General features: G+C 56.1%; 13 protein-coding genes. 2 read left to right on the top strand and 11 right to left on the bottom strand.

All coding sequences use genetic code 11. From position 1 onward, the window contains the following. Nucleotides 1-55: 55 nt before the first annotated feature. From phnK to HVY19_RS18635, 11 genes are all read right to left on the bottom strand, one after another. The gene (gene phnK, locus HVY19_RS18685) at nt 56-814 is read right to left on the bottom strand and encodes a phosphonate C-P lyase system protein PhnK (RefSeq protein ID WP_181682093.1); all 759 of its coding nucleotides are present in this window, start codon (nt 812-814) and stop codon (nt 56-58) included. Next, nucleotides 811-1602 carry an alpha-D-ribose 1-methylphosphonate 5-phosphate C-P-lyase PhnJ gene (locus tag HVY19_RS18680; protein WP_249419123.1) on the bottom strand — a complete coding sequence of 264 codons (792 nt, stop codon included), beginning with the start codon at nt 1600-1602 and terminating at the stop codon, nt 811-813. Before HVY19_RS18680 ends, phnK begins: the two co-directional genes overlap by 4 nt. A 46-nt stretch (nt 1603-1648) precedes the next feature. Further along, the gene (locus HVY19_RS18675) at nt 1649-2716 is read right to left on the bottom strand and encodes a carbon-phosphorus lyase complex subunit PhnI (protein ID WP_181682091.1); all 1068 of its coding nucleotides are present in this window, start codon (nt 2714-2716) and stop codon (nt 1649-1651) included. Next, a complete protein-coding gene (phnH, locus tag HVY19_RS18670; protein WP_181682090.1) occupies nt 2716-3300 on the bottom strand; it encodes a phosphonate C-P lyase system protein PhnH in 585 nt (194 codons plus the stop codon). The genes HVY19_RS18675 and phnH overlap by 1 nt, the downstream gene beginning before the upstream one ends. Beyond that, entirely contained in the window at nt 3297-3749 is a 453-nt protein-coding gene (phnG, locus tag HVY19_RS18665; protein WP_181682089.1) for a phosphonate C-P lyase system protein PhnG, read from the bottom strand. The genes phnH and phnG overlap by 4 nt, the downstream gene beginning before the upstream one ends. After that, on the bottom strand, nt 3750-4475 hold the full coding sequence (gene phnF / locus HVY19_RS18660; RefSeq protein ID WP_181684329.1) for a phosphonate metabolism transcriptional regulator PhnF: 726 nt from the start codon (nt 4473-4475) through the stop codon (nt 3750-3752). A 20-nt stretch (nt 4476-4495) separates the two neighbouring features. Further along, a complete protein-coding gene (gene phnE / locus HVY19_RS18655) occupies nt 4496-5275 on the bottom strand; it encodes a phosphonate ABC transporter, permease protein PhnE (RefSeq protein ID WP_181682088.1) in 780 nt (259 codons plus the stop codon). 128 nt (nt 5276-5403) lie between these two features. Further along, nucleotides 5404-6420, bottom strand: coding sequence for a phosphonate ABC transporter substrate-binding protein (gene phnD, locus HVY19_RS18650; protein WP_181682087.1), 1017 nt, complete (start codon nt 6418-6420; stop codon nt 5404-5406). 24 nt (nt 6421-6444) lie between these two features. Beyond that, a complete protein-coding gene (gene phnC / locus HVY19_RS18645) occupies nt 6445-7233 on the bottom strand; it encodes a phosphonate ABC transporter ATP-binding protein (protein ID WP_181682086.1) in 789 nt (262 codons plus the stop codon). A 133-nt stretch (nt 7234-7366) separates the two neighbouring features. Further along, nucleotides 7367-7813 carry a VOC family metalloprotein YjdN gene (gene yjdN, locus HVY19_RS18640; protein ID WP_181682085.1) on the bottom strand — a complete coding sequence of 149 codons (447 nt, stop codon included), beginning with the start codon at nt 7811-7813 and terminating at the stop codon, nt 7367-7369. Between the two features lie 117 nt (nt 7814-7930). Then, nucleotides 7931-8266 (bottom strand): zinc ribbon domain-containing protein YjdM, encoded by a 336-nt coding sequence (locus tag HVY19_RS18635; RefSeq protein ID WP_181682084.1) that lies wholly within the window; start codon nt 8264-8266, stop codon nt 7931-7933. A 533-nt stretch (nt 8267-8799) separates the two neighbouring features. On the opposite strand from HVY19_RS18635, the gene crfC reads away from it, so the two are divergent. Further along, nucleotides 8800-11154, top strand: coding sequence for a clamp-binding protein CrfC (gene crfC / locus HVY19_RS18630; protein WP_181682083.1), 2355 nt, complete (start codon nt 8800-8802; stop codon nt 11152-11154). After that, nucleotides 11151-12041 carry a diguanylate cyclase regulator RdcB family protein gene (locus HVY19_RS18625; protein ID WP_181682082.1) on the top strand — a complete coding sequence of 297 codons (891 nt, stop codon included), beginning with the start codon at nt 11151-11153 and terminating at the stop codon, nt 12039-12041. The genes crfC and HVY19_RS18625 overlap by 4 nt, the downstream gene beginning before the upstream one ends. Nucleotides 12042-12051 lie beyond the last annotated feature (10 nt).

Below are 12051 nucleotides of genomic sequence, written 5' to 3'. Positions count from 1 at the left end.
CAGTACCGATCCGTAGGCCGGATAAGGCGAAGCCGCCATCCGGCACAACAAAAAATCAGTTCTGCAACACAGACGACACCAGCAGTTGCGTGTACGGATGGTGCGGATCGTCGAGTACGCGGTCGGTTAACCCACTTTCCACCACCTGACCCTGCTTCATCACCAGCAAACGGTTGGCCAGCAGACGCGCGACGCCCAAATCATGGGTGACAATCACCACCGCCAGATCCAGTTCCACCACCAGTCCGCGCAGCAGGTCCAGCAGTTTGGCCTGCACGGAAACGTCCAGACCGCCGGTGGGCTCATCCATAAACACCAGCTTCGGGTGAGTGACCAGGTTGCGGGCAATTTGCAAGCGCTGCTGCATCCCGCCGGAGAAGGTGGTCGGCAGGTCGTCGATGCGTGAGGCCGGGATTTCCACCTCTTCGAGCCAACGCTGGGCAGTGGCGCGGATCTCGCCGTAGTGACGCGCCCCGGTCGCCATCAGCCGTTCGCCGATGTTTCCTCCGGCAGACACCTGACGACGCAGGCCGTCCAGCGGATGTTGATGCACCACGCCCCATTCGGTACGCAGCAGACGGCGGCGATCGGCCTCGCTCATCGCATACAGCGAGCAGTTCTGATACTGGATCACGCCGGACTGCGGGGTCAGGCGCGAGGAGATCGACTTCAGCAGGGTGGTTTTACCGGAACCGGACTCGCCGACAATGCCCAGCACTTCACCCGGCCAGAGGTCAAACGAGACGTCGCTAAAGCCCTTGCCCGGTGCGTAAAGGTGAGTCAGGTTATTTACGGAAAGCAGCGGTTGCGTCATTGGCTGAGGGCCTCGCTCTGTTGGCGGCAGTAGTCGGTGTCGGAGCAGACAAACATGCGTTTGCCGCTATCGTCGAGCACCACTTCATCGAGATAGCTGTGGGTGGAGCCGCAGATGGCGCATGGCTCATCCCAGGTCTGTACGCTGAACGGATGGTCATCGAAATCGAGACTCTCCACGCGGGTATACGGCGGCACGGCGTAAATGCGCTTTTCTCGCCCGGCGCCGAACAGTTGCAGCGCGGGCATCATGTCCATCTTCGGGTTATCGAATTTCGGGATGGGCGATGGGTCCATCACGTAGCGTCCGTTCACCTTCACTGGGTAGGCGTAAGTGGTGGCGATGTGGCCGAAGCGAGCGATGTCTTCATACAATTTCACCTGCATGATCCCGTACTCCTCCAGCGCATGCATCGTGCGGGTTTCCGTTTCACGCGGTTCGATAAAGCGCAGCGGTTCAGGGATCGGCACCTGATAGATCAGGATCTGATCTTCCACCAGCGGCGTTTCCGGGATCCGGTGACGGGTCTGGATCAGCGTGGCGTCTTCGGTGCGTTCCGTTGTAGCCACGCCCGTCACGCGCTTAAAGAAATTGCGGATCGACACCGCGTTGGTGGTGTCGTCAGCGCCCTGGTCGATCACCTTCAGCACGTCCGGTTCACCAATAACGCTGGCGGTGATCTGAATACCGCCCGTACCCCAGCCGTAGGGCATCGGCATTTCGCGGCCGCCGAACGGTACCTGATAACCGGGAATCGACACCGCTTTCAGAATGGCGCGGCGGATCATGCGCTTGGTCTGTTCATCAAGATAAGCAAAGTTGTAGCCGGAGAGATTAGACGTCACGGGCGGCCTCCTGTTGCAGGCGTTTGAGCAGTTCCAGTTCGGCCTGGAAATCGACGTAATGGGGAAGCTTGAGGTGCGAAACAAAACCCGCCGCCTCGACGTTATCCGCATGCGCCAGCACGAACTCTTCGTCCTGTGCCGGTCCCGTGACCGTTTCATCGTAGTCGGGTGCCTGTAGGGCGCGATCGACCAGCGCCATCGCCATTGCTTTACGTTCGCTCAGACCGAAAACCAGTCCGTAGCCACGGGTAAAATGCGGCGCGTCGTTGTCGGGCGCGACAAAACCGTTGACCATTTCGCATTCGGTCATCAGCAGTTCGCCGACGTTGACCGCAAATCCCAACTCTTCCGGCACCGTTTCCAGCGCAACGTAGCCGCTGCGGATCTCCGCGGCAAAAGGGTGATTGCGGCCGTAGCCGCGCTGGGTCGAGTAGGCCAGCGCCAGCAGGTAGCCTTCGTCACCGCGCATGAGCTGTTGTAAGCGCGAGGCGCGGGAGCAGGGATAAACCGGCGGCGTGCGGGTAATATCGTCTGGCGTGGCCCCATTATCTTCTTCGCGCTTTGCCAGTCCCTGGCTCGCCAGCAGCGAAAAAACGTGTGGGGCGGCGTCTTGATCGCTTTCTGTGGTCCGCAGCGGTGGCGTTTCGCCATTCGCCAGCAGGGTGAAATCTAACAGGCGATGGGTGTAATCGTAGGTAGGACCGAGTAACTGTCCGCCGGGAATGTCTTTGTAAACGGCGGAGATCCGACGTTCCAGACGCATCTCAGCGCTGTTCAGCGGTTCACTTACTGCCAGCTTTGCCAGCGTGGTGCGGTAGGCGCGCAGCAGGAATATCGCCTCGACGTTATCACCGCTGGCTTGTTTGAGCGCCAGTGCTGCCAGCTCGCGGTCGGCAATGCCCCCTTCGGTCATCACGCGATCCACCGCCAGGTTCATCTGTTGCTCAATCTGCGCCACGCTCAGTTCGGCAATGGCGGCATCGCCACGGCGACGGTTCTCCTGAAGCGCATGGGCGGTGGCAATCGCCTTTTCGCCCCCTTTCACGGCGACATACATCAGCACACCTCCACATGGGTAGTGCGCGGGATCGCCAGCAGGCGTTCGCCGCAGGTCAGGATCAGATCGACACCCAGCGGGAACGGGTGCGGACGCTCAGTGAGTTCGTGAATCAGGCAGTCCGGCAACTGTGGGGCGATCATGCGCTCTTCGGCGATGCCTGCGCCGGTCAAACGCAGCATGCGTCCGCCGCTCAGGCTGGCAACCTGCACAATCAGCGTGGCACTGGTTTCCGGCGCGACGGCGGAGCCAGCGGAAAGCGCATTAAGCTGCTCGCTGCTGATGTGCTCGTCGGCAACGGCAAAGGCGGCCTGCTGCGGCTGTTCGACCAGCGGCGCGTTGGTATGAAAGCGCAGGTTCTGGCGGGCGATGTCGTTATTCACCGCAGGCGACAGCCACACCGGGGTGTCACCGTCGACCAGCGTCAGCAGAACGCTGGTGGTGGCGAGATTCAGCGGCTGCCAGCCGTGTTTCAGTTGATGCAGGGCGACAATCACGCCCGGTTCGCTCATTGCTTTCAGCAGGCGGCGAAAGCTTTGTTGCGCGTCCTGGACGGGCAGGGTAAAGGCGGTCTGTAGGGTCATTCATTATCTCCGCGTACCAGCGTAAAGAAGTCGACCCGGCTGGCGTTGACTTCGGCGCGGCGGGCGGCGACCTGCGCCTCACGTTCGGCCTCCAGCGGGGTAATTAAGGTTTCCATCAGGGTCTGAAAGTGAGCCTGTTCCTGGAGCAGCGCGTCGATGACGGCGCATTGTTCGGCATGCGGTTTATTGCGCCCGAGCAGATAGCTGTAGCCGAGCGTGCCGCTACTCAGGCGCACTACCGCACGGGTCAGGGTGGTGTCTCCGGCAAAGAAACGGTTGCCGGTGCCGCCCATGCGTGCCTGAATCTGCATCAGTCCGGTTTCCGGCGCGCGGATCAGCGTATATTCCGGCGCGAGTTTCAGCGCCTGCATGCGGCTACTCAGGGCATTGGCGTTGCTGTATGCCAGCGCGCGCATCCAGCGCTGGCGGGTGGCGATATCGAAATGCATTCAGTGCTCCATAGTGAATTCGATCATGTCGGCGCGGGTCAGGCTGACGGAATATTCCGCCGCGCGCGCCTCGCCTTCACGGTGGTTCAGGGTGCGCACGCAGAGCAGCGGCGCCATGTTCGGGATTTCGAGAACGTTGCTCTCTTTCGCCTGAGCGCGGCGGGCGCTGATCCGCGTCTGGGTGCGTCTGAGCGTCAGGCTACAATGTTCGAGCAGGTAATCGTGGAGCGAGCCGTGGTCAAAACCCTGCAATTGCGGCCAGAGGGTGAGGTCGGAAAAATAATGGTCTATCTGGCACAGGGCGATACCATTGGCCCGTCGCAGGGTGCGCAGGTGAATCACGTTATCGCCTTCCATAACGCTGAGCGCATCGGCCACGTGACGGGATGCCGGACGCAGTACCGCCAGCAGTTTTTCGCTGGTGGGGTGGCTGCCCTGATCCAGCAGGTTCTGGCTGAAACGCGCCTGGGCATTCAGCGGGTAGTCGAACGGGCGCATCAGTACCAGCACGCCGACGCCTTGACGACGCTGAACCCAACCGCGTTCAACCAACTGGTCGATGGCGCGGCGCAGGGTGTGGCGGTTGACCTCATAGCGTGCGGCAAGCTGATGCTCCGCCGGAAGGTAGTCGCCGCAGCGATAATGTTGACGTAGCTCCTGCTCAAGCCTCGCGGCAATCTCCTGATAACGTGTCGGATAACTGGTCGGATGTGTAGACAAGTGCATAGCCATCAATGCCTCGCTAATCAGATAAAGTGCTTACGTAAACGCTGGGAGAGAAAATCCAGCAGGCTGACGGTGACGATAATCAGCACCATCAGGGCGCAGGTTTGCTGGAACTGGAAACCGCGTATTGCCTCCCATAGCGTGACGCCGATGCCGCCTGCGCCCACCATCCCAACCACCGTGGCGGAGCGGACGTTGGACTCAAAGCGGTACAGCGAGTAGGAGATAAGCAGTGGCATGACCTGCGGCAGTACGCCGTAAATAATTTCTTCAATCTTGTTAGCGCCGGTGGCGCGGATCCCTTCCACCGGGCCGGGTTCAATGGCTTCAACCGCTTCAGAGAGCAGTTTAGAAAGTACGCCGGTGGTGTGGATAAAAAGCGCCATGACGCCTGCAAATGGGCCAAGGCCAACGGCGACCACAAACAGCATGGCGAAGACCATTTCATTGATGGCACGGCAGGCGTCCATCGCTCTGCGCATCGGCTGGTAAATCCACCACGGCACGAGGTTATCGGCGCACATCAGGCCAAAGGGGATGGACAAAATGACCGCCAGCGCGGTACCCCAGGCGGCGATTTGCAGGGTGATAGCCATTTCGCCCAGGTAGTCCTGCCACTGGCTGAAATCCGGCGGGAAGAAGTCGGCGGCGAAGGTCGCCATATTGCCGGAGTCCTGAATCAGCGTGAGCGGAGCCATTTCGGCACCTTTCCACGACACGACCAGTACGGCGAGCAAAATGGCCCAGCTGAGCAGTGAGAACCAGCTTCGCTTCGGCGGGGCGACGGTGATGGTTTGCATGTTTAGCTCCGTATAAACGTGTGTTTGCGTTGTAGGCCGGATAAGCGAAGCGCCATCCGGCATTTGCAGAGAGTGAATGCCGGATGGCGGTGCAAGCACCTTATCCGGCCTACCCTCCGGCCTACGCGTTACTGCACCGCTTTATTGACGCTGGACATGACGCTGAGCGCGGCGGTCAGACGGTCAAGGTCGTCAAGCTGCGCTTTAATCGCCGCCGACTTGCTGGTTTTCTCGTCAGCATTCAGCCCTTTGTTGTCCTTCACGCCCTGCATCTCCTTAAACAGCGCAAGCTGGCGAATCGGTACCAGTTGCAGGTCGCTGGAGGCGCGGAACGGCGCCCAGCCCAGACGTTCCAGCACGGTTTTTTCTTCCGGCGTTTTGCCATAGCTCATAAAGAAGTCGTACACCTTGTCCTTGGTGGCTTCGGAAAGGTTTTTACGCCAGACGATCGGGTCGCCCGGGATGAGCGGTGATTTCCAGATCACCTTCAGCTCTTTCAGCTTGTCCGGCGCGGAGGTCTTCAGCTTGTCGAGGTTTTCGGTGTTGTTAGTAGCGACATCCACCTGCTTGTTAGCGACGGCGAGGGCGTTGGTTTCATGACCGGCGTTGACGGTGCGCTTGAAGTCGCTGGCGGAAATATTGTTTTTGGCGAACACGTAATAGCCGGGGACGAGGTAGCCAGAGGTGGAGTTCGGATCGCCGTTGCCGAAGGTCAGATCCTTACGTTTAGCGATCAGATCGTCGAGGTTGTTGATCGGACTGTCTTTGTTGACGATCAATACGCTCCAGTAGCCCGGCGATCCGTCGGCGGCAACGGTCTGGGCGAAGACCTGGCCGTTGGCGCGATCTACCGCTTCCATTGCCGAAAGGTTGCCGTACCAGGCAATATCGACTTTGTTAAAGCGCATCCCCTGGATGATCCCGGCGTAGTCAGGTGCGAAGAAGGCGTTCACCTTCACACCCAGTTTCTTTTCCATATCCTTCAGAAACGGGTCCCACTGCGGCTTCAGGTTTTGCTGTGATTCGGTCGAAATAATGCCAAAGTTCAGCGCTTTTTCCTGTTCTTCGGCGAATGCTGGACTGAGCAGAGTACTGACGCTGAACATGCTGATAAACGCCAGCGCGGCAACGGCCTTGTAATTCATGTTTATTCCTCAGTTCGGACAACGTTATGCAGCCTGCGCGTTCGGTTCGACGCGGTTCATGCTGCGGTAAAGGTGGTCAAATCGATCGCTATCAAAGTGCTGGCTGCTGCCGTCAAAGAAGACGTTCCCCTGGCGCAGCGCGACAATGCGTTCGCAGTAGCGCAGGGCGTAGTCCACCTGATGCAGTGTGACGACGACGGTGATGCCGTCGGTCTGGTTGATATCGCGCAGGGTATCCATCACGATGCGCGCCGATTCCGGATCCAGCGAGGCAATCGGCTCGTCGGCAAGGATCACTTTCGCCTGTTGCATCAGGGCGCGGGCAATGGCCACGCGCTGCTGCTGACCACCGGACAGGGTTGAAACGCGCTGATGGGCAAAGTGCGCCATGCCGACGCGGGTGAGGGCCCGGAGTGCGCGCTGTTTTTGTTCTGCGGTGAACCAGTTAAAGCAGGTGCGCCAGAACGGCGTACTGCCAAGTGCGCCAATAAGGACGTTCTCGAGTACCGTCAGACGGTTCACCAGGTTGAACTGTTGGAAGATGTAGCCGGTATGGGCGCGGCTTTTGCGGATATCGCGCGCCAGACGGCCTTCCTGCTGAACAGTGCGACCCAGCAATTCGACGCGGCTGCCTGGCGATTTATCGCCGGTAATCAGGCCGCTTAAATGACGTAACAGGGTAGATTTTCCGGAGCCAGACGGCCCCAACAGCGCCACCATTTCACCGGAATGAATGGAGAGATCAACCGCATGCAGCGCCTGATGTTGATGGAACGTTTTGGAGAGTTTCTCAACGCGGATAATCGTTTGCATGATGCGGCCTCTCTAAAAAAAGTGGCCCCATCGTGGCGGATTAATGTGACGTTTGGGTTAAGACTGTGTTACCTGGTGATGAAGAGTTAAGTGAAATCTGATGACAACACGGGAGGGCGCGCCTCCCGCCGGTTCAGGTGTTCGGCTGCTGTTGTTTAACGACGTTGATCATCCACGGGATGCCATAGCGGTCGCTGACCTTGCCAAAGCCATGCGCCCAGAAGGTTTCCTGCCAGTCCATTTCAATTTGCCCGTCTGCGGCAAGGTTATCAAACCAGCGCTTTCCTTCGTCGACGTTTTGCGTGTCGAGAACCAATGTGAAACCCGAGTAGTGGGCTTTATCTCCTGCAACGGCATCACTCATCATAATGTCGCTGTTGGCGATACGAACGTTGGCGTGGGCGATGGCGGAATCGGGAAATTTCATTCCGGACGGGCAACCGTCTTCGCTGTCCTGTGCGGACCTGGGCATTTCACCGAAACTGATTTTATAGAGGAGTTCTGCACCCAGCGTTTTTTGATAATACGCGATGGCCTCGGCACAGTTACCGGCAAATGAGATGTAGGGACTTAACGGCATAATATTTACCTCAGGTAAAAGAAGCCCGTTAAGTGTAGTTATCGCAGGCCCGGTAAGCGAAGCGCCACCGGGCAATAAAAGCCGGATGGCGGCTAACGCGTTATCCGGTCTGGAAAATTAGTTCTTTTTCACAAACTCGGATTTCAGTTTCATCGGGCCGAAGCCATCAATTTTGCAATCGATGTTATGGTCGCCTTCAACCAGACGAATATTCTTCACTTTCGTGCCGATCTTCAGCATGGACGAGCTACCTTTCACCTTCAGGTCCTTAATGACCGTTACGCTGTCGCCGTCGGCCAGCAGGTTTCCGTTCGCATCTTTAACGATCAGTTCATCGCTGTCATGCGCAGGTTCAGCATCGTTCCATTCATGCGCGCATTCCGGACAAATGTACATGCCGTTATCTTCGTAGGTGTATTCGGAATTGCATTGTGGGCAGTGTGGTAATGACATGTGGATTTCCTCAAAAGTCAGTACAGGCAAAAGCGCCTGAAAAAGGCAGGTAGCCGAAAATGGCTGCAATTATACACAAAATCCATAATGTTGTCGGGACTACTCGGTAATTTAGGATTAGGCGACGTTGTTGGTTGTCTGGTTTGGACTGGCGCAAAATAATACACAATATTTTTTAAGGGAAATTGCCACCGTCTGTTATTTAAGATAAGGTGAGCTCGCATTTCTGATATAAACAAAAAAAGGTCTCTTTTCTTTGTTTATGCCTTACGGAAACCCCTCATTTTTAGTAGGTGGAAATAATCGAAAATATTCCGGTTATTTTGTTAAATCTGAACTACGATCAATTTAGCTGGTTAACTTTTCATCGCAAAATGAAAATGGAACGATCGTCAGAAAAATAATAATTCTAATATTATCAATAAATTAATTTATTGAATCTTTCTATACGTAATTATTAATGCCGAAAATTCACAAATAAAAACCAAGGCTAAATAAAAGCAATAAAATTTGCGTTAAGGAAATATTTTTTCATGTACACACAGACAATATATGAATTGAGCCAGGAAGCTGAACGCTTGTTGTTGCTTTCTCTGGAAAATCTCAAGACCGTTAAAAATATGCCATCGGCGGTTCTGAACGACGCTGCATCTATAAATGGTGAGGAGCGCATCAATGTTCAGCCGCTGCATTTTAGCACCCGTGGCGTGGATGCTCAGCAGGCGACGTTGCACAATGAGCTGCGTAAAATTTCGCGTCTGGAAATGGTGCTGGCGATTGTGGGTACCGTGAAGGCAGGGAAATCGACGACCATCAATGCCATTGTCGGCACTGAAGTGTTGCCAAACCGCAATCGACCGATGACCGCATTACCCACGCTGATCCGCCATACGCCCGGGCAAAAAGAGCCGGTGCTGCACTTTTCCCACGTGGCGCCTATTGAAGCCTTAATGCAGATGCTGCAGGAAGGCATGCGCGATTGCGATCGTCAGCACCTGACGCAGGTGCTGGAAATCGATAAAGACATGAATGCCCTGCTACAGCGCATTGAAAAAGGCGTGGCGTTCGAGCGTCACTATCTCGGCGCGCAACCTATTTTCCAGTGTCTGAAAAGCCTTAACGATCTGGTGCGTTTGTCGAAAGCGCTGGACGTCGATTTTCCCTTTTCGGCCTATGCCGCGATTGAGCATATTCCGGTGATTGAGGTCGAATTTGTCCATCTTGCAGGGCTGGAAAAGTATCCGGGGCAGTTCACCTTACTGGATACCCCAGGGCCAAACGAAGCCGGGCAGCCACACTTACAAAAAATGCTGAATGAGCAACTGGCGCGCGCCTCTGCGGTACTTGCGGTGATGGATTATACGCAACTGAAATCCGTTTCTGATGAAGAGGTGCGGCAGGCCATTGCGGCGGTAGGCAAATCCGTGCCGCTCTACGCGCTGGTGAATAAGTTTGATCAGAAAGACCGCAACAGCGATGACGAAGAGCAGGTCAAAGCGCTGATCTCCGGCACGCTGATGAAAGGGTCTATCCACCCGACGCATATTTACCCGGTTTCTTCGATGTGGGGCTATCTGGCGAACCGGGCGCGGCATGAATTGACGAAACATGGCCGTTTACCGGATCACGAGGAGCAGCGTTGGGTTCAGGATTTTGCCGAAGCGGCCCTGGGACGCCGCTGGAGAAATACCGACCTTGATGATATCGAACATCTCCGCCACGCCGCAGATTTGCTGTGGGAGGACTCATTGTTTGAACAACCGATCCAGACCCTGATCCATGCGGCGTATGCCAATGCGTCCCTGTACGCCTTGCGCTCTGCCTCGCATAAACTGCTCAATTACGCGCAAAGCGCCCGTGAATATCTGGATTTTCGCTATCACGGACTGACGGTGGCGTTTGAGAAGTTACAGCAAAATATCTCCCGCCTCGAAGAGGATATGCGGCAGTTGAAGGTGAGTCAGGAGGGGGTGAGCGATGAGGTGCGCCATGAAGTTGAGCTGGCGCTGGAGTCTGCGAACAGCTTTTTGAGCGCGCAGGAGACGGCGATTCTCGACAATATTTCTACCCTGTTTAACCAGGATCAGGTGCTGGCGTTGACGCAGCGCGATGTTAATTCGCTGCCGACACAGGTTGAAATTGACGGCGATAAGTTGGTGCTGAACGACGAAGCGCAGGCACAAATCGTACTCAGTAAATTACGTTCATCCTGTGAAGGCATTCTGTTGGTTGCGCAGGACAATATCAGTCGTAACCTCGCCTTGCGCTTTGAAGAACTGGAGATCACCCTGGGACGGGCGCTGAATGACGCGATGCGGCCTATTGAGATGCGTGTGAAAGATGAACTGCATCAGGCGGGGTTTCGCCCTCGGATTAGCTTTCCGGCATTTCATGCTTCCCTGTTTAACTTCTCGACGCGTCAGCTTTTTAGCGAGGCCATTGCCCAGCAGGAGCCGGGGGAAAACGGCAAGCAGAAAGGGTCGGGAATACGCGAAACCTTCTCGCGCTGGTTGAACCAGCCGGGCTGGAGCTGGAATGACTATGTTGAAGAAAAAACAAGCTATTTTATTGATATAAAAGCCCTTCATCAGAACCTGGTGGCCTACGTCCGGAACTTCTGCCAACAAATTCGTAAAGCTTTAGCCGCACAGGTCGATGTTTCTGTTACGGCAGGTATGGCAACGTTTTTTGCCGATTTCTCCTTGTGCCTGGCCGGGTTGCAGGAGAGTCTGCGTGAATGTTTAACGGTGCGTCAGCAAAATGAGTCGGCCGTACATCGCCTGAGTCAGCAGTTGCAACACAGTATTGCCGCCACCGCATGGATTTATGAAGATTCGCACCTGCTCCGTGATGATATTCAAACGCTTTTTGTGGCCGATTACCCATGACAAATACCTTGCTGGAAGGCCCCGGACGGACGCTGGAATCCATCCATCCGAAGTTTATGGTCGATCTTATTTATGGAGATGAGCCGAAACGGGCAAGCGTTACGCTGCAACAACAGCAGTTTCGTGACCGACTGACGCAGGAAATTCTCTCCCAGACTCAGCTTCGCGCGTGGGCGATAGCTGGCGTGTATAGCGAACATTTGATGATGCGCCTGAAGCTGGTCGAAAGGCTGGCGGCGATGTTCGATCCGGGTCATTTAGCGCTGACGCGCATTTCTCAACGTCTGACGTTCCTGCAACAATCCGATATTACGCGTGGGCAATCCGCACCTGGCCTCGTGCAACAGGTAGCATCACTCAGCGAGTGGTTCAATCAGCGCTGCGCGTATAAAGAGAAAGCACTGAGCCAGCGCGGACTGACCGTGCAGGCGGGTGAGCACAGTGAGCAGGTATTTACCCGGTGGCTGGCAGGCGCCTACGATGGCTGGTCGCTGCCGGGACGCTGCTTTGTCGCACTGGAAGAGCTGCGCTGGGGGCCGTTTGGTGATGCCTGTCGTCTGGCGAATCCGGAGGTGGTGCAGATGTTGAAAGACAACCTGCGTGCGATGGCATCGAACTACCTTGCTCACAGTATTCATGCTGCGCCCACCACCCGTCACTATTATCACCACTGGCTTAATGCCTCCGCTGCGGCGGGGGCTGGTGAGTATAATGATATGCTGAGCTGGTTGGGGGACTGGTGTGAAGCGGATAAACATCCAGTTTGTTGGTCGGTGACGCAGCGCTGGCAGACGGTGGCGCTCGGAATGCCGCGACTCTGTTCAGCAAAACGGCTGGTTGATGCGATGGTTGAAGAGATTTTCCCGCCGTCCCCCCTCACGTTGTGAAGGGGGACGG

Source organism: Citrobacter sp. RHB25-C09 (genome assembly GCF_013836145.1).
In the GTDB taxonomy this organism is placed as follows: Bacteria; Pseudomonadota; Gammaproteobacteria; order Enterobacterales; family Enterobacteriaceae; genus Citrobacter_A.
The sequence above is the reverse complement of the archived record's forward strand: the minus strand, read 5'-3'. Positions and strand labels throughout refer to the sequence as shown.